This is a genomic window from Maribacter chungangensis, from assembly GCF_042676845.1.
Taxonomy (GTDB): Bacteria; Bacteroidota; Bacteroidia; order Flavobacteriales; family Flavobacteriaceae; genus Maribacter; species Maribacter chungangensis.
In genome coordinates this window covers 32,992-50,076 of sequence record NZ_JBHTHY010000024.1, presented here as the reverse complement: position 1 = coordinate 50,076, position 17,085 = coordinate 32,992, and the positions used below count along the sequence as shown (strand labels likewise).

Sequence of the window (17,085 nt, the reverse complement as noted above, 5' to 3'; positions counted from 1 at the left end):
AGACAAGTTTATAGCAATACCAGTTACAGCTCTAATTTACTCACATGAAAAAGACCATTTTGCCCTTACTTATCCTTGCCGTTACCTTGACGGCCTGTAAGTCGAACACGGAAAAGACAGCAGAAACCAAACTCCCAAAAGTGGCCATTGCCGGAATAGGAATCGAATCCAGTACCTTCTCCCCCGCCCAAACGCACGAAGAGGCCTTCCATGCACGCATTGGAGATTCCATTTTTAGTCGCTACCCTTTCTTTACAGAAGGAACGGACATCCGTAAGCGCGCGGATTGGGTGCCTACATTCTTAGGAAAGTCGTTACCGGGTGGTATTGTAACGAGGGAGGCGTATGAATCTATGGTCGAAAAAACGCTGAAAATGTTAAAAGAAAACGGGCCTTATGACGGACTCTTTTTTGACATACACGGTGCCATGAGCGTTGTGGGCATGCAGGATGCCGAAGGTGACCTCATCAAACGTATTCGCGACGTCATAGGTGCGGAAGTTTTGATTTCCACCTCTATGGATTTACATGGTAATGTTACCGAAACGCTAGCCCAACATTCCGATTTGATTACGTGTTACAGAATGGCTCCACATGAAGATGCCTTGGAGTCGAAAGCAAGGGCAATTACCAACCTCTTGGACAGGTTGGAAAGCGGAAAAGGCAAACCCAAGTACAAAGCTTGGATTCCGGTTCCTATTTTATTGCCCGGTGAAAAAACCAGCACGCGTATAGAGCCAGGGAAAAGTTTGTACGCGAAAATTCCCGCCTTTGAACAACAAGACGGTGTTATCGATGCCGCTATTTGGATGGGCTACCCTTGGGCGGACGAATCCCGTAACCATGGCGTGGTCATGGCCGTAGGAGATGATAGGGAAGAAGTAACCAAAGCGGCCGAAGAACTAGCAAAGGCCTATTGGGATGTACGAAACGAATTTGAATTTGTGGCCCCGGTTGCCACCCTGGACGAAAGTCTTAAAATGGCTTTGGCTAGCGACAAAAAGCCCTACATGATCAGTGATATGGGAGACAATCCGACCGCCGGTGGTGCCGGTGATGTAACATGGACAGTTAGAGAGTTATTAAACAGGCCCGAATTAAAATCCGAAAACGGACCGTCATTGATATACGCCTCTATTCCCGGGCCGGAACTGGTTGCAGAAGCATTAAAAGTAGGTGTTGGCGGAAAAGTGTCTGCCTTGGCAGGTGCCCAAGTAGATGACCGCTTTGCCCCTCCATTAAAATTGGAAGGAACCATAACCGCGATACGGGAAGGGGATCGCGATGCCAAAGTAGAGGTTGTTGTCAAAATTGGCAGCATCAGTGTAATAGTAACGGAACAGCGAAAACCTTACCACCAGGAATCGGATTTTACGGATTTGGATTTAAACCCTAGAGAAGCCGATATCGTTGTGGTTAAAATAGGATACTTGGTGCCCGAGCTTTATGAAATGCGCGGTGATTGGGTCATGGCCCTTACTCCTGGTGGTGTAGATCAGGACTTGGAGCGATTGGGATACCAAAATATAAAACGCCCCATGTTTCCCTTGGACCCCGATATGAAAGACCCGGATTTAAGTGCACGACTCATTAAGGCATCGGATGATTTAAATAAATAATCAACCTTTTACATCAATAATAGCATTCAAACCATCATAAACCGTAAATTACCAAACGTTAATTTTTGAATAAACCCGAAAGTATATGATCATAGAACCAAGAACCCGTGGCTTTATCTGTACCACCGCCCATCCTGTAGGTTGTGCGGAAAACGTAAAAAACCAAATCGACTATATAAAATCAAAAAAAACTATTAACGGCCCTAAAAAAGTTTTGGTCATTGGCGCATCTACGGGTTTTGGTCTGGCCTCGAGAATTACAAGTGCTTTTGGCAGCCATGCCGCTACTATCGGTGTTTTTTTTGAAAAGCCGCCCGCGGAGGGCAAAACAGCCTCGGCAGGTTGGTATAATACCGCAGGCTTCGAAACAGCTGCCCATAAAGAGGGAATTTATGCCAAAAGTATTAATGGGGATGCCTTTTCAAACGACATAAAGAGGGAAACTATTGAACTGATCAAAAAAGACCTTGGGAAGATAGACCTGCTCATTTACAGCCTTGCGTCTCCCGTGCGAACGCATCCGGATAACGGTAAAAGATTTAGGTCTACCTTAAAGCCCATTGGAGCGTCCTATACCAACAAAACTGTTGATTTCCATACAGGAAATGTAAATGAAGTTAGTATTGAACCGGGAACGGATGAGGATATTGAAAATACGGTTACCGTTATGGGCGGTGATGATTGGCAGCGTTGGGTAAGCGCGCTACAGGAAGCAGATGTGCTAACAAAGGATTTTAAGACCGTGGCCTACTCTTACATTGGCCCTGAATTAACAGAGCCGGTGTATCGAAAAGGCACCATAGGTAGGGCAAAAGACGACCTCGAAAAAACCGCTTTCACCATTACCGACGCCCTAAAAGATATAGATGGAAAAGCCTACGTGTCGGTAAACAAAGCCCTTGTAACACAATCTAGCTCGGCCATTCCCGTAATTCCGCTTTATATCTCCCTGTTGTATAAAGTAATGAAGGCGGAAGGGCTACAAGAAGGTTGTATTGAACAAATCCACAGGCTTTTTAACGACCGACTTTATCTGGACGAAATACCAACGGACGAAGAAGGAAGGATACGTATTGACGATTGGGAAATGAAAGCGAACATTCAGGAACAGGTAGCCAAACTATGGGAAGAAGCTACTACGGAAACACTGCCCAAAATTGGTGATCTGGATGGCTATACCACCGAATTCTATAATCTTTTCGGCTTTAGGGTGCCCAATGTTGATTACACTAAGGAAGCTGATGAAATGACCGGCATACCGAGTATTACATCCTAAAATTCTACCGCATCATAGCATCCGGAGCCCGTATTCGGCTCTAGATTTAAACGGTAACCGCCTCATTTAAATACCGCCTAAAAGGGAGCATTTCTTGATAGACGCTGATTACTTTTTGCTCAAAGTCCATAGCAAAAATTTCTTCGGTGGGGAACTCCTTGGCAACCGCAAAGGTTTTGTTTCGAAGTAAATGGATGTACGGATGGTCGTTTGAAAAGCCTTTTGGCGCATTACTGAGCTTAACATCTTCCCAAAGTCCGCCAAAGGTCCTTTGAAATGATTTTTTGTTGAGAATCTTCTCCAATTCCTCGCCATTATAATCAATAGCCTCCCTAATGCTCCGCAATCGCCTTGGATCCGGCCGCCAAAGTCCGCCCGCATACATGCAGCGTTCAATACCGATCTCTATATAAAAATCGCCCGTATTTGGACGTTTGTCCAAGCCTGCCCCAAAATGGTCCTTATAGATAGGTTTGTTGGGATGGAACATCAAATTGTTATTGATACGATTGATACCCTTTTTACCGGGGGTATCATAATACCCATCATCTATTTCAGCAAGTTGCACGTTCATCCTGTCCAACCATGCGATAAAATCATCACGGATTTCCTTGTACCGTTTACGATTGGCATCCATCCATTCCTTGTTGTTGTTCTTTTGGAGCTCTCTTAAGAAATCGATTTGGTTTTTGAAGTTCATAGGGCGATGTTTGATGCTCGATGTTCGGTGTTATGAAGTTGGTAGTTCTTAGAGGGTAGTATTTTTGAATTTGAATTTGAATTTGAGACTTGCCTTACACTTGCATCAAGCATAGGGCATCGCGCAGCTAGCAGTATTCATCAAAACCTAGTATCACCTCCAATAATATCACCTAAACCGCCAAGTAGACTGCCTTCTCCCTTATCCTTGCCACCTCTTGGAATGGAAGCCAAAACTCGACCTGCCAATCTACTGAACGGCAAGGACTGGATGTACACGGTGCCAGGGCCACGAAGTGTTGCAAAAAACAAACCTTCACCGCCAAAAATAGTATTTTTTATACCACCTACGAACTCAATATCATAATCCACGGTTTGCGAAAAACCTACGATACAACCCGTATCCACCTTTAGGACTTCGCCGGCGGCGAGCTCCTTTTTTGCCATAGTTCCGCCCGCGTGCACAAAGGCCATCCCGTCACCTTCCAATTTCTGCATGATAAAACCTTCACCGCCAAACAGTCCACGTCCCAATTTCTTTGAAAACTCTATACCTACGGAAACCCCTTTTGCCGCGCATAAAAAAGCATCCTTTTGGCATATAAACTTTCCTCCCTTTTCGGAGAGGTCTATAGGTAAAATTTTTCCGGGATAGGGAGAAGCAAAACTGACTTGTTTTTTTCCTTGCCCAATATTTAAAAAAGCGGTCATGAAAAGACTTTCCCCGGTTAGCATGCGTTTCCCGGCAGAAAAAATCTTGCCCAGAACACTATTATCCTGATTGGAACCATCCCCAAAAATCGTGTTCATTTTAATATCGGAGTCCATCATCATAAAGCTGCCTGCTTCTGCCACAACGGCTTCCTGCGGATCTAGCTCAATTTCCACATATTGCATCTCTTCTCCAAAAATTTGATAGTCTATTTCATGTGCATTCATACGTATTGATTTTGTTGATTGATATCCATTAGTTGATAAAAGTTTTACTTTGTTACGATCGGAACATAATTTTATAAAACGATATTGCCAATCAATCACTTTAACAACAATCACTTTAATAAATACATGAACACTAAGGAAAAGGCACTCAAATATAGTCACGGTGATTTTCATTGAAAGCCATCTAAAAGGTAGACAGGAAGGCACCCAACATGCAATCCTAAATAACCAAGTGAGTAGACTACCTAGGGGCAAGCCCGCAAGGCATTAATAAGAAAATGATTTTTAATTTCGTGGCAAGCCTTGTAGTATCAAACCCTTTGGCGGTGCCAATCAATTTTTCCACAGCCCTTAATCGGGACATATTACGGCAACTGCCGACCTAAAACTTAGTGCCGGATAGCGTTAAGAATAAAGACTATATATTAATTTATGGATCTTAAGGCAACGTCAAATATCAAAACCGCACCACCGGGTATACTCCCACGACCAGCGTTACCATATCCTAACCTAGAAGGAACCAATAAAATACCGCTACCGCCTTCGCCAAAATAGGTTATCCCTTCTGTCCAGCCCGCTATTACTTGGTTCAGGTTAAAGGATATACCCTCTGCATTGCTTTCATCAAAAACGCGACCATCGGTAAAGTAACCTTTATAAGCCACCGTTACGTTGGAGCTTGGAAGCGGTTTAGTTGCAGCGCCCGGGTTGTTTATCACATAAAACAATCCACTGTCACTTCTAGTCGCGTTCAAACCTTCGGCAGCGATATAATCCAGAATTTCTTGTTCGTTGGATTCGGTAAAATCCCGTTGGCTATCATCATTACCGCATCCAACCAATAGGACTAGAACAATAGGAAGTAAAAATTTTCTCATAACAATATTATTTTCAACCAACATAAGGTGGTCCGTTAATCTATTTTATGCCGCAATTTAAGGACAACATAGCAACCCGTAAAATTTTCTTTAATAAACCGAGAATAAAACTAAAATTCGCTGGGTGCTACCTAAGAGGAAAGAAGTCGGAAAACAGTTCAGGTCTTTGTTTTAGGTTCAGGCCCAACAGGGTAAAACTTACTGCTTCAAACGAACCGTCCACTCAAAATTAAAGGTAGATACCACTACCCCATCCTCGTTTACACCTACGGATTTCATCCAAATGGTTTGGCCTTCTCCAGTCTCAATGGTTTTATCCAAAGCTTGTTTGATCAAATGACCATCGGTACAGGTAAACGTAATTCTACCGGTTGCCTTTTTTGAGAAATTCGCCGTATTGTTTTGCACCAGCATGGAAATTCTATGTCCGGACGCCTCTATCTGATCTATCATCATTGCACCGGTAGCCAGTTCCGCTGCCATACCCTGAACGGCCCAAAACATAGATTTAAAAGGGTTTTGGTTTCTCCAACCGTACTTTACGCTAACGACCGCGGTAGTTTTATCAATAGATTTTAACCGAACTCCGCACCACCAGGCCGATGGTAGTTTAAAAAAACTAAATAGGTTTAATTTACTTGGAGTTACTGCCATTACACGTTGTTTTTCGGTCAAAAGTATTTAAAATAATCGAATACTCATTTGTTAATTATTTGTTAATATTTAGTACTTTGTTTTGCATAGTACCTTCTTTTAGCCATATATTTGCATAAGAAGTTATTAGGCAATCAACATAAATAGTCTTAACCTAATAACTGCATCAATCATTAAAAGAAAACGAGCCATGACAGAAACTCTTACCAAACACGAGCGAAATCTATCCGCGATTATCCATGCAAGTACGTTCTCTAAATTTATATTTCCTTTTGGAAATTTCATTATCCCATTAGTATTATGGACGGCCAATAAAAAAGAACATGAATTTGTAGACTATAACGGCAAACAGGCACTTAATTTTCAGATTAGTCTGCTACTTTACTCAATTATCGCAGGAATTATTAGCATCCCCTTCTTTATTGGTTTTTTTCCGAATATTTTCGATTTTAACTTTTTTGGGCTAAACAGCCTTAACAATTACAACAACTTAAATATTCATTTTGACAGCGACAACTTTAAGTTTGGGTCTTGGTTGCTTCCGCTGGGCATATCGGGTTTATTACAAGGAGCTTTATTTGTTATTAATGTTGTGTATACCATTCTTGCCACCATTAAAACCAACGAAGGTGAAACATTTCAATATCCGTTGACGATAAAGTTTATTAAATAATTGGGAGTAGTGGGTTATGGGTAGTCGGTAGTAATAAGTAATAAGTGAAAAGTAATAAGTAATAAGTAATAAGTGAAAAGTTCAATAATATCCAACAAACAACTCAACCATAAAATAAAGTAGTAACTATCACAAGAAACCCAAGCCACCTAGAACTTTGAACCTTAAAAATTAAAAAGCGGGGTACTCATCACACCCTTGGGAGTTTATTCATCAATCAACTTGTGCCGAATTTATTTCGGTAACCGTTCCAGCGAGAAAAGATGCTGAAACAAATGCGGCACAGGCAAAACGAACAGTTAATCATGCAGACCGTTACCACTAACTTAAAAGAATCCACTGGAAATCGGAGCTTGCATAAAAAGCAAAAAGAAATTATGAATGTAGAAAATACAAAAGCGCAAATGCGAAAAGGTGTTTTGGAATACTGCATTTTGTCTATCCTTAACGGACAGGACAAATATGCCTCCGAAATACTTTCTACGCTAAAAGACGCAAAAATGTTGGTGGTAGAGGGCACCATCTATCCGTTATTAACGCGATTAAAAAATGCAGGCCTCTTGAATTACCGTTGGGAGGAATCTACCTCCGGACCACCACGCAAATACTACACCCTTACGGAAACGGGAAAACTGTTTTTAAAGGAATTGGACACCACGTGGGACGAGCTGCGAAAGGCCACTAATTTGGTAACACAGAACAAATAGAAAAGAAACAGCCATAAAAACTAAGCCCTGCCCTTCTGCATCAATGAAGGACAATAAAAAAAACGAACAACAAGACCCTGAAACAAGTTAAGGGTGAAAACATCAAAAAATGAACAAGACAGTTAACATAAATCTAGCAAATACGCTCTTTCATATAGACGAGAATGCGTATAACAAAATGCGCCGGTACTTGGAATCGGTAAAACGGTCCTTTGCCAATACACCTGGAAGCGATGAAATACTTGCCGATATTGAAGCTCGAATCGCAGAATTATTCAACGAAAAATTGGATAATGAACGCCAAGTCGTTACAGAAAAGGAAGTAGACGCCGTAATCGCCATCATGGGGCAGCCCGAGGATTATATGGTAGATGAGGACATTTTCGAAGACGAACCAAAAGCCACTAGAACGGCCACCACTTCTAAAAAATCAAAAAAACTATATCGCGATACCGAACGTAAATATGTTGCCGGGGTTTCCTCGGGTTTGGCCCATTATATTGGTATAGACCCTGTATGGGTAAGAATTCTATGGGTTCTTTTGACCGTAGGATCCACTGGCGGGTTCATACTCATTTACGGACTTTTGTGGATTCTTATCCCAGAAGCCAGTACCACGGCCCAGAAATTGGATATGCGCGGCGAAGCCGTAAACATCAGTAACATAGAGCGCAAGGTAAAAGAGGGTTTTGAGGACGTTGCGGATCGTGTAAAAAGTGTCGATTACGAAAAAGTGGGAGACACCGTCAAAAAAGGAGGGAAAACATTTTTTGATACCCTTGGGGATATCATCCTGTTCTGTTTCAAAATTTTTGGAAAATTCATCGGCATCCTGCTTATACTCATAGGAGGCTCTACCTTAATAGGCTTGTTTTTTGGTCTTTTATCCGTGGGAATACTGGATATGGTGCACGTTCCGGGAATCGATTTTTACAACTTGGTAAATTCAAGCAATCTTCCCATCTGGGCAGTTTCGTTATTAGCCTTTTTTGCCGTGGGTATCCCGTTTTTCTTCCTATTGTACTTGGGACTCAAAATATTGGTGGGCAATTTAAAATCCATCGGCAGCATTGCCAAGTTTAGTTTGTTAGGGCTTTGGTTATTGTCCATTATCCTACTTATTGTCTTTGGTGTACGGGAGGCGGCGTCCAGGGCATATTCCGGAAGCACAACGCTAGAAAACGAACTGTATATAGAAAGTCCGCAGGATACCTTACAGATCAACTTGGTTACCGCAGACTACGACAGGGACAATGTAATGCACATGGGCAATATGATCATTACGCATGATGACAATGGGGATAAACTACTGGTGTCAAAAGATGTACGATTTAGAATATCAAAATCCAAGGATTCCATTTTCCGTATGGAGGTACGCAAAGAAGCGAACGGCCCTTCGTTTAAAGAAGCAAAGGAAACAGCGGAAAAAATCACATATAATTATACCCTTGACGGAAACACCATGAACCTTAAAAACTACCTAACCGTTAGTGGTGATAGTAAGTTCAACGATCAAGAAGTGCGTATCAACATCCTTGTCCCTGTAGGAACCATTTTGCAATATGACCATGGGGATGCAAGAAGTTGGGTCATGCGCGCAAAAACGGACCGATCCTCGGACGACTTGGATAAGCACATCTGGAAAATGACAGCGGACGGGTCATTGCTTTGCCTGGATTGCAGCGATGACGAGGAGGAGGATGCAAGCACCGAAAACAACCGCATCCAGATCAATGAAAACGGTATCGACATTAATATCAACGATAATGGAGAAAAAGGTAAAATTATTATCAATGAGGATGGTATAGATATAGATGTTAAGGACAATGGGGAATCGTTCAAAATGAAACTCGACGAGAACGGCATAAAAATAAAGTCGGACGATTCTCAGGAAAACAACAGTTCAAGACCCTAATCCAACAGTTGGGTCGCTTTAACTGGCAACAAGGCTCAAAAAGAGTGAGATTTACTACGTTGATACACCAACACAAGAGAAAAAGAAACAATCATTAATCAGACCCTAAACCGCTCGAAATTTTGGGGCAGGGCAAATAAAAACAACAATCATGACCACATTAGTAAGAATTATGATCGCTTTGGTATTGGCACTATTTTTATCCTCCTGCGGATTTGACCTCAATTTTGGGGATTTTGGAACGGGTAAAAAAGGAAATGGAACCGTAGTAGAGGAAAGCAGGGAAATTACGGCAAATTTTACGGAGGTACACGCATCGGAAGGTATCGATGTTTATGTTACCCAAGCTTCCGATTTCAGCATATCTGTAGAAGCGGACGAGAATATCGTAGACCTTATCGGAACGGAAATAAAAAATGGAAAATTGAAAATTCACGCTATTGAGAATATTGGTCGTGCCACCAAAAAGGTTTTTGTTTCTTTACCCGAGGTAACTGGCTTACTGAGTTCTAGCGGAGCACATTTAACCGCACAAAACAAGATTACCGCAAGCAACCTGATACTCGATGCCAGCAGTGGTGCGCACCTTAACGCCGAAACCACAACGGACAAATTGGAAATAGATGCCAGTAGTGGCGCCAACATAGCGGTTTCCGGGAGTGCTACGGAGGTATATGTAGACGGTAGTAGCGGAGCGAACGTAAGAGGCAAAAATTTGATGGCTACCGAATGTAAGGCCGAGGCTAGCAGCGGTGCCAACATTAACATCAATGTATCCAAGTCGTTAACGGCAGACGCAAGCAGCGGTGGTAATATCTCCTATTCGGGCGATGCCAAAGTAACCAAGAACAAATCGGTTTCCGGCAATGTAAGTAAATACTAGCAGCGTTTATTCATCGACCAAAACCTAAATAAATAAACCCAACGAAGTTTTCGTTGGGTTTTGCGGTTAAAATAACGTGCTAATATTTATATTTAGGGTATGAAAATATGTTTAAAAAAACACGTACTACCCTTAAAGCATACCTTTAGTATTAGCAGGGAATCCCATGATTTCCAAGATACCCTAATCGTTGGGCTTACTTTGGACGGGCAGACCGGTTATGGGGAGGCGACCTCAAATCCTTACTACAATAGTACCGTAGAAAGCATGATGGCCGAAATTGAGGCCATACGATCCAGTATTGAAAAGTACCAGCTTACCACTCCTGAGGTATTTCATGCCTTTTTACTTTCCAAAGGACTTAGTAATTTTGCCGTTTGCGCCTTGGATCTGGCAGCACACGATCTCTATGGCAAACTGCAAAATCAGCCTTTACATAAAATCTGGGGAACCACTGCGGACCAGTACCCCACTACCAACTATACCATTGGCATCGCTCCCATTAAAGAGATGGTGGCCAAAATGAAAGAAACCCCATGGCCCATATATAAAATAAAACTGGGTACCGATGATGATGTAGCCATTGTGCGGGAATTACGAAAACATACCGATGCGGTTTTTCGTATCGATGCCAACTGCGCATGGACAGCTTTGGAAACCATTAACAATGCACCACTCTTGAGAGACTTAGGGGTGGAATTCTTGGAACAACCCTTAAAAGCAGAGGATTGGGAAGGAATGGAAAAAGTAATGCACCACAGTGTATTACCGGTAATTGCAGATGAGAGTTGTATTGTAGAGACCGATGTAGAAAAATGTGCCTTGCATTATAACGGCATCAATATTAAACTGACAAAATGCGGTGGACTTACCCCTGCCCTACGCATGATCCAAAAGGGCAAGGAAATGGGACTCAAGGTAATGGTGGGATGCATGACGGAATCTACCGTAGGTATATCCGCCATTGCCCAACTACTACCACAGTTGGATTATGTAGATATGGACGGTGCGCTGCTCCTAAAAGAAGATATTGCCAGCGGTGTTCGAATTTTAAACGATGGAACGGTCCTATTTCCCGAAATTCCTGGCAGTGGGGTAACACTACTTTAATGGCACATTTCATAGACGCATTCCCGGGCCGTTTTATATCCATTGACGGAAATACCTACACTTATTTTGGAGGAACCGCCTATTTAGGTTTACAAAACCACCCAGTTTTTCAAGGTATTTTCATCGAAAACGTGAAACGCTATGGCACCAATTACGGCGCTTCTAGAAAATCCAATGTCCGTTTTACGGTGTTTGAAGAAGCGGAACAGCATTTGGCACAGCTAGTGGGTAGTGAGGCTTGTCTTACCATGTCCTCTGGCTACTTGGCAGGTCAGTTTTTGGCCAACTTCCTAAAAAACAAGAAGCACAAATTATTTTACGCGCCCAACACCCACTCGGCCCTCTTCATAAATAAGGACAAAAACCACCACAGTTATATGGATTTGCTTGAAGCCATTAACAAGCATTTAAATTCGGACAACAATGCGGTACCTGTTTTGTTTTTGGATAGTATCGACTTTTCAGGATTAAACTATCCCAACTTTGAATCCCTTAAAAGGTTGCCCCTATCGGAACTGATCCTAGTAGTAGACGATTCTCACGGCATAGGCATTGTGGGGGAAAAAGGAAGCGGAGTATTTAAAACACTTCAAAAACTAGGAACAAGGCAATTGTTTCTATGCGCATCCCTAGGTAAGGGATTTGGCATACAGGCCGGGGCGGTTTTCGGAACAGCAAAGGATATTAAAGCCATGGAAAACACCGCCTTCTTCGGAGGGGCCAGTCCAGCTAGTCCGGCTGCCATGGCCACTTTTATAAATGCCGCAACTATTTATGAACAACAAAGGACTATTTTAAAAAAACACTTGGCCCAATTTTGGGAACTAAACCAACATAAATCATTGTTTTACTATATGGAAGGACACCCTAGCTTTTCATTTAACAACCCAAAATTGACAGATCTGTTATTTAAACATAAAATAGTCGTTACCGATTTCAACTATCCAAATGAAAATGCTCCTGTAATGAGCAGAATCGTCCTATCCGCCTCCCATACCAAAGAAGACATCATACAACTTTCCTCATTATTATATTCTTTATAAATACATACAACAAATATAATTTACCTAATTTTTTAAAATAAATAGTAAGGATATGTGAATTATTTTTTGTAATTTTTAACATATTATTAATCGTTAAAATACTACGCCATGAAAAAACTACTTGGATTGGCTTTCTTGATGTTATTAGTGGTTTCAATAACCAGTATGACCTCGGCTAAGCTACAGACGGCAACAAATACTTCGTTGGAAGGAACTTGGGAACTTATTAACCGGTACAACTACGATGAAAACGGTGTATCGGATACCTTACAGAATATCAACGGATACAGACAGATCAAAATTTACAGTAAGGGAAAAGTGATGTGGACACGTTACTCCCCGGACGATCCCGCAGAATGGTTCGGTTATGGCTCCTACTCAAATACCGAGAATATATTAAAGGAGCAGTTGGAGTTCGGTTCAGCGGCAATGATGCAAGTAATTGATACGGTGCAGGTATTTGAATTTGAACTCCTGCTGGATAAAGACACCTATAGTCAAATTACAAAGGACGCCGAAGGAAACCGTTCGTATTCAGAAAATTACCAAAGGATAGATTAGATGCTTGATGCTTGATGCTTGATGCTTGATGCTTGATGCTTGATGCTTGATGCTTGATGCTTGATGCTTGAAAAAATACGGGGGATGATGTTAAATTCAAAAAAATAGACCTTTTATTTTATATTAACTGACCGCCTACCATAAAAAATGCGGCCAAAAGGCCGCATTTTTTTAAAACGCTTTCCGTAAAATAGTTACAGATTATAATTATCCGCGACCGCTTCTTCAACAGAACCTATGGAAGCCAAATAGCGCTCGGCATCCAATGCGGCCATACAGCCGGTTCCGGCAGCGGTTACCGCTTGGCGGTACTCTTTATCCTGTGCATCACCAGAGGCAAAAACACCTGGTAAGTTCGTTTTGGTAGATTTTCCCTCGGTAATTAAGTACCCGGTTTCATCCATATCCAACTGACCTTTAAAGATATCGGTATTGGGTTTGTGCCCAATGGCAATAAATAGACCTGTAATTTCAATATCCTCTTTTTTACCGGTCTTGTTGTTCACCATTCGCAAACCTTCTACCACTTGGTCTCCAAGCACCTCGTCTACTTCCGTGTTATATCTAACCTCTATATTCTTTAGGCTGTTCACACGGTGCTGCATGGCTTTTGAAGCTCTCATGTGGTCTTTTCTTACCAACATGGTTACCTTATTACAGATATTGGCAAGATAGGATGCTTCCTCGGCAGCGGTGTCTCCAGCTCCGACAATGGCTACATCTTGACCTTTATAGAAAAAACCGTCACATACCGCACAAGCAGAAACACCACCTCCTCTAAGTCTTTGTTCACTAGGAATACCCAAATACTTGGCCGTGGCACCTGTAGAAATAATTACGGTTTCGGCCTCTATGGTCTTCCCACTGTCTACCGTAACCTTATGGATGCCGCCCACTTCGGTACTCAACTCACAAGCCGTAACCATACCTATACGTACCTCCGTACCAAAACGTTCTGCTTGCTGTTGTAGCTGCACCATCATGGTTGGACCATCGATTCCCTCTGGATATCCAGGAAAATTATCTACTTCCGTTGTAGTCGTCAGTTGCCCTCCCGGCTCCATCCCTGTATACATAACGGGTTTTAAGTCGGCCCGTGCCGCATAAATAGCCGCAGTATATCCTGCAGGTCCTGAACCTATGATCAATGTTTTTAGTCGTTCTATCGTTTCAGACATGTGCTTTGCTTTTCAATCGGTTTATATATACAAAAGTAGGTTTTTGGTCTAAAAACTTACAATGAAGTTGTTAAAAGTTTTGATGCAGGTTGTTAAATATACAAAGCGTGCTATCACTTGATCATAGCTACCGATGCAACCGTCCTAAAACCGGTATGCTCCAATGACGAATCGGTACTGGAACCCATTTTGGCAGATACACGGTAACTAGCGCAATACGATGCACTACATAAAAAGGAACCTCCTTTTATTATTTTCTCCTTGGCATAGGGGTTATTGGCCGTAAAAGGCCGTGCTGCTCCTTGAGGATTACGTAAGGTTGTTTTTGTTGGCGCGATTTCCTTATAGTAGTTGGTATTGTACCAGTCGCTGGTCCATTCCCACACATTTCCGGCCATGTCATATAATCCGTAGGCATTGGCCGGATAGGATTTTACAGGTGCACGCAGTTCGTACCCATCCACTTTTGTGTTTGCAACGGGAAATTCCCCTTCCCAGGTATTCGCGTTTTTACTTAGAGCGGACGCTTCGTCCCCCCAAAAGTAGGTACTGCCCTGGGAGCCCGCTCTAGCGGCCAGTTCCCATTCGGCCTCTGTTGGGAGCCTTCTTCCCGCCCACTCGCAATACGCCATGGCATCTTCGTAGGTTACTTGCACCACAGGGTAATTTTCCTTTCCTTTAATATCACTGTCAGGGCCGTTGGGATGTTTCCAACTGGCACCAATGGTCCATTTCCACCATTGCGAAAAATCATACAGATTAGGGACAGAACTTTTAGTTTTTTTAAAGGTCAAGGATCCCGGTTGTAAAATGGAATCATGGGGTTTTGGTGTACCTTCAGGTACCTGTTTTTTCATTTCCTCCCAGTCTATTTCCCGTTCGGCCGTAGTAATGTATCCCGTTTCTTTTACAAATTGGGCGAATTGGGCGTTGGTTACCTCGGTAACATCCATATAGAATCCGTCTACAGCTACTTTTATGGCCGGTTTTTCGTGCTCCATAGCCATTTTATCCTGTGGCACGGCACCTTGCAGAAAGACACCTCCCGGTACCCAGACCATGCCTTCCGGTGCAGTACTATTTTCTGGTGGACCAACCAAAAGTGGCTTATCTTCTTTTTCTAACACTACTGTGGGTTTTTCTATTTGCTTTTCCGCCTTTTTTACCTCGCTCTTACAGGAAGATATTAGGATTAAAAGACCAATACTATATATTATCTTCAAATTGTAATTCAACTTCATCGTTTTTGTACTTTCCATTCAAATTTACTCCCTTTCGCCCAATAATCCCTCTTCCAATAACGGAATCTGAAAGCGTTCCAACCCTGGTTTGCTGTGTTCCTGTTGAAAAATTATTGCTGCTTTTTCAAGTATCTCCGGGTGCTCTTTGGCAACATTTCTTGTTTCCGTGGGGTCATTGGCCATATCATAAAGTTCCAAAGTAGGTTGTTCCTTTGATTTTAAATGCTGACGCACCACTTTCCAATCGCCCATGCGAATGGCCACTTGTCCGCCGTACTCGGGAAATTCCCAGTATAAAAATTCGTGCTTTTGTTGATTTTCCAGTCCAAGTAAAGTCGGCAGCAAACTGATGCCATCGGTATCTTTAGGAACATCGTAACCGGTAATTTCCCCAAAGGTCGCCAACATATCGTAATGCACGGACAGATGATCGCTTTCCGACCCCGGTTTTACTCTTGCAGGCCAGGTAAAAAAAGTAGGGACACGAATTCCCCCTTCGTACACAAAGCCCTTACCCTTTCCAAAACCCTCTTGGAATTCTCCTGCACTGTTGAACCACTCCGGATCTGCACCTCCATTAAAAGACGGACCGTTATCCGAGGTGAAAACAATCAAGGTATTCTCATAAATACCTTGGTCTTTAAGCTGTTGCACCAATTTACCCACATTTTCATCCAAGTAAGAAATCATGGCCGCATAGCCTGCCCTTGGATACCTATGCGGAAAATAGCCTTTTTTGGTGGCCAAGTATGGTGCTTCATCCCCAAACTTATCCACATAATAGTCTACCCACCGTTGCGGTGCTTGTATCGCCACGTGGGGAATTGGAGTGGCCCAATACAGAAAGAAAGGCTTATGCTCTTGGGCGGATACGAAGCTTGCAATTTCTTTAAACATCAAATCCGGAGCATACTCGGGTTGGGTAAATTGCGCATAACTCCTGGGGTCCAAGGAATCCAATTCCATCGGAAAAGCGGTATGTGGGGCAATGGTATCATTTTGTAGGTGAACGCGGTTTTTATTCTTGTACAAATGCAAAGGATAATAGGTATGCGCCTGTCGCTGGCCGTTATACCCGTAGAAAAAATCGAAACCCATTTCGTTGGGAACCGAATAGGTATGCGGTGCGCCCAAGCCCCATTTACCTACCAAACCTGTTGTATATCCTACTTTTTGCAAACGGTGGGCCAAGGTTACGGTCTCCTTGGGCATGGGGTGTTGTCCTTCCAAGGTAGAGTCTTTTGCCATCTCCCTATAATCCCAGACATTGCCACGTTCGCGCCATTCGTGATTCCCGCGAATATAGGCGTTGCCGGAATGTTTTCCGGTTAAAAACATATATCTAGCGGGAGCGCACACCGGGGCACTGGTATAATGCTGGGTAAACAACATGCCCTGTTTGGCCAAAGCATCAATATGTGGTGTTTCTATCTTTTCCTGACCAAAAACCCCCAATTCCCCATAGCCAAGATCATCGGCCAAAATATAAATGATGTTGGGTTTGGTGGGTTCGGTATCGGATGGGGCAGCTTCTTTTTCCCCACAGGAAGCCATAGCAATTAAAGTCGGTAATAGCAATAAGTGTTTCAACGCATGCATCATAATCGGTTTAGGGTTAAAAGGTAGTAATTATCAGGAAAAACGGTTGTGCTATTTTCTAAAAGGTGTATTTTAGTTTTTTTATTTTTTCAGAATCACACGTACAAAAC

16 protein-coding genes are annotated in these 17,085 nt (G+C 42.6%); 9 read left to right on the top strand and 7 right to left on the bottom strand.

All coding sequences use genetic code 11. From position 1 onward, the window contains the following. Positions 1 to 44 precede the first annotated feature (44 nt). Positions 45 to 1,619 (top strand): M81 family metallopeptidase, encoded by a 1,575-nt coding sequence (locus tag ACFQZJ_RS18215; protein WP_379936399.1) that lies wholly within the window; start codon positions 45 to 47, stop codon positions 1,617 to 1,619. An 85-nt stretch (positions 1,620 to 1,704) separates the two neighbouring features. After that, the gene (fabV, locus tag ACFQZJ_RS18210; protein ID WP_379936397.1) at positions 1,705 to 2,895 is read left to right on the top strand and encodes an enoyl-ACP reductase FabV; all 1,191 of its coding nucleotides are present in this window, start codon (positions 1,705 to 1,707) and stop codon (positions 2,893 to 2,895) included. Between the two features lie 46 nt (positions 2,896 to 2,941). Here fabV and ACFQZJ_RS18205 read toward each other — a convergent pair whose 3' ends face one another. The 4 genes from ACFQZJ_RS18205 to ACFQZJ_RS18190 all read right to left on the bottom strand — a co-directional run bounded on the left by ACFQZJ_RS18205 (position 2,942) and on the right by ACFQZJ_RS18190 (position 6,065). Continuing rightward, on the bottom strand, positions 2,942 to 3,595 hold the full coding sequence (locus tag ACFQZJ_RS18205; protein ID WP_379936395.1) for a DUF2461 domain-containing protein: 654 nt from the start codon (positions 3,593 to 3,595) through the stop codon (positions 2,942 to 2,944). A gap of 140 nt (positions 3,596 to 3,735) precedes the next feature. Then, positions 3,736 to 4,533: a TIGR00266 family protein gene (locus ACFQZJ_RS18200; protein WP_379936393.1), complete on the bottom strand. Its 798-nt coding sequence runs from the start codon at positions 4,531 to 4,533 to the stop codon at positions 3,736 to 3,738. A 425-nt stretch (positions 4,534 to 4,958) separates the two neighbouring features. Further along, positions 4,959 to 5,411: an FKBP-type peptidyl-prolyl cis-trans isomerase gene (locus ACFQZJ_RS18195; RefSeq protein WP_379936392.1), complete on the bottom strand. Its 453-nt coding sequence runs from the start codon at positions 5,409 to 5,411 to the stop codon at positions 4,959 to 4,961. Between the two features lie 198 nt (positions 5,412 to 5,609). Further along, positions 5,610 to 6,065: a DUF4442 domain-containing protein gene (locus tag ACFQZJ_RS18190; protein ID WP_379936390.1), complete on the bottom strand. Its 456-nt coding sequence runs from the start codon at positions 6,063 to 6,065 to the stop codon at positions 5,610 to 5,612. 190 nt (positions 6,066 to 6,255) lie between these two features. On the opposite strand from ACFQZJ_RS18190, the gene ACFQZJ_RS18185 reads away from it, so the two are divergent. The 7 genes from ACFQZJ_RS18185 to ACFQZJ_RS18155 all read left to right on the top strand — a co-directional run bounded on the left by ACFQZJ_RS18185 (position 6,256) and on the right by ACFQZJ_RS18155 (position 12,957). Further along, positions 6,256 to 6,738 (top strand): DUF4870 domain-containing protein, encoded by a 483-nt coding sequence (locus ACFQZJ_RS18185; RefSeq protein WP_379936388.1) that lies wholly within the window; start codon positions 6,256 to 6,258, stop codon positions 6,736 to 6,738. Between the two features lie 377 nt (positions 6,739 to 7,115). Beyond that, positions 7,116 to 7,445 carry a PadR family transcriptional regulator gene (locus ACFQZJ_RS18180; protein WP_379936505.1) on the top strand — a complete coding sequence of 110 codons (330 nt, stop codon included), beginning with the start codon at positions 7,116 to 7,118 and terminating at the stop codon, positions 7,443 to 7,445. Positions 7,446 to 7,554: 109 nt separating this feature from the next. Continuing rightward, on the top strand, positions 7,555 to 9,360 hold the full coding sequence (locus ACFQZJ_RS18175) for a PspC domain-containing protein (RefSeq protein WP_379936387.1): 1,806 nt from the start codon (positions 7,555 to 7,557) through the stop codon (positions 9,358 to 9,360). Between the two features lie 151 nt (positions 9,361 to 9,511). Next, positions 9,512 to 10,243 carry a head GIN domain-containing protein gene (locus ACFQZJ_RS18170; RefSeq protein WP_379936386.1) on the top strand — a complete coding sequence of 244 codons (732 nt, stop codon included), beginning with the start codon at positions 9,512 to 9,514 and terminating at the stop codon, positions 10,241 to 10,243. A gap of 99 nt (positions 10,244 to 10,342) precedes the next feature. Next, positions 10,343 to 11,353: a dipeptide epimerase gene (locus ACFQZJ_RS18165; RefSeq protein WP_379936384.1), complete on the top strand. Its 1,011-nt coding sequence runs from the start codon at positions 10,343 to 10,345 to the stop codon at positions 11,351 to 11,353. After that, positions 11,353 to 12,396 carry a pyridoxal phosphate-dependent aminotransferase family protein gene (locus tag ACFQZJ_RS18160; protein WP_379936382.1) on the top strand — a complete coding sequence of 348 codons (1,044 nt, stop codon included), beginning with the start codon at positions 11,353 to 11,355 and terminating at the stop codon, positions 12,394 to 12,396. Before ACFQZJ_RS18165 ends, ACFQZJ_RS18160 begins: the two co-directional genes overlap by 1 nt. Before the next feature lie 108 nt (positions 12,397 to 12,504). After that, on the top strand, positions 12,505 to 12,957 hold the full coding sequence (locus tag ACFQZJ_RS18155) for a hypothetical protein (protein ID WP_379936380.1): 453 nt from the start codon (positions 12,505 to 12,507) through the stop codon (positions 12,955 to 12,957). Between the two features lie 194 nt (positions 12,958 to 13,151). Here the strand turns inward: ACFQZJ_RS18155 and trxB are convergent, their stop codons facing one another. The 3 genes from trxB to ACFQZJ_RS18140 all read right to left on the bottom strand — a co-directional run bounded on the left by trxB (position 13,152) and on the right by ACFQZJ_RS18140 (position 16,978). Next, positions 13,152 to 14,135 carry a thioredoxin-disulfide reductase gene (gene trxB / locus ACFQZJ_RS18150; RefSeq protein WP_379936378.1) on the bottom strand — a complete coding sequence of 328 codons (984 nt, stop codon included), beginning with the start codon at positions 14,133 to 14,135 and terminating at the stop codon, positions 13,152 to 13,154. Positions 14,136 to 14,248: 113 nt separating this feature from the next. After that, entirely contained in the window at positions 14,249 to 15,376 is a 1,128-nt protein-coding gene (locus ACFQZJ_RS18145) for a formylglycine-generating enzyme family protein (protein WP_379936377.1), read from the bottom strand. Between the two features lie 24 nt (positions 15,377 to 15,400). Beyond that, positions 15,401 to 16,978, bottom strand: coding sequence for an arylsulfatase (locus tag ACFQZJ_RS18140; RefSeq protein ID WP_379936376.1), 1,578 nt, complete (start codon positions 16,976 to 16,978; stop codon positions 15,401 to 15,403). Positions 16,979 to 17,085: the final 107 nt, after the last annotated feature.

Excerpts from the sequence above, each read along its gene's own strand:
- ACFQZJ_RS18165 (WP_379936384.1), top strand. The coding sequence starts at position 10,343 with ATGAAAATATGTTTAAAAAAACACGTACTACCCTTAAAGCATACCTTT.
- ACFQZJ_RS18215 (WP_379936399.1), top strand. The coding sequence starts at position 45 with ATGAAAAAGACCATTTTGCCCTTACTTATCCTTGCCGTTACCTTGACG.
- ACFQZJ_RS18170 (WP_379936386.1), top strand. The coding sequence starts at position 9,512 with ATGACCACATTAGTAAGAATTATGATCGCTTTGGTATTGGCACTATTT.
- trxB (WP_379936378.1), bottom strand. The coding sequence starts at position 14,135 with ATGTCTGAAACGATAGAACGACTAAAAACATTGATCATAGGTTCAGGA.
- ACFQZJ_RS18155 (WP_379936380.1), top strand. The coding sequence starts at position 12,505 with ATGAAAAAACTACTTGGATTGGCTTTCTTGATGTTATTAGTGGTTTCA.
- ACFQZJ_RS18160 (WP_379936382.1), top strand. The coding sequence starts at position 11,353 with ATGGCACATTTCATAGACGCATTCCCGGGCCGTTTTATATCCATTGAC.
- ACFQZJ_RS18190 (WP_379936390.1), bottom strand. The coding sequence starts at position 6,065 with ATGGCAGTAACTCCAAGTAAATTAAACCTATTTAGTTTTTTTAAACTA.
- ACFQZJ_RS18175 (WP_379936387.1), top strand. The coding sequence starts at position 7,555 with ATGAACAAGACAGTTAACATAAATCTAGCAAATACGCTCTTTCATATA.
- fabV (WP_379936397.1), top strand. The coding sequence starts at position 1,705 with ATGATCATAGAACCAAGAACCCGTGGCTTTATCTGTACCACCGCCCAT.
- ACFQZJ_RS18180 (WP_379936505.1), top strand. The coding sequence starts at position 7,116 with ATGAATGTAGAAAATACAAAAGCGCAAATGCGAAAAGGTGTTTTGGAA.
- ACFQZJ_RS18200 (WP_379936393.1), bottom strand. The coding sequence starts at position 4,533 with ATGAATGCACATGAAATAGACTATCAAATTTTTGGAGAAGAGATGCAA.
- ACFQZJ_RS18195 (WP_379936392.1), bottom strand. The coding sequence starts at position 5,411 with ATGAGAAAATTTTTACTTCCTATTGTTCTAGTCCTATTGGTTGGATGC.
- ACFQZJ_RS18205 (WP_379936395.1), bottom strand. The coding sequence starts at position 3,595 with ATGAACTTCAAAAACCAAATCGATTTCTTAAGAGAGCTCCAAAAGAAC.
- ACFQZJ_RS18145 (WP_379936377.1), bottom strand. The coding sequence starts at position 15,376 with ATGAAGTTGAATTACAATTTGAAGATAATATATAGTATTGGTCTTTTA.
- ACFQZJ_RS18140 (WP_379936376.1), bottom strand. The coding sequence starts at position 16,978 with ATGATGCATGCGTTGAAACACTTATTGCTATTACCGACTTTAATTGCT.
- ACFQZJ_RS18185 (WP_379936388.1), top strand. The coding sequence starts at position 6,256 with ATGACAGAAACTCTTACCAAACACGAGCGAAATCTATCCGCGATTATC.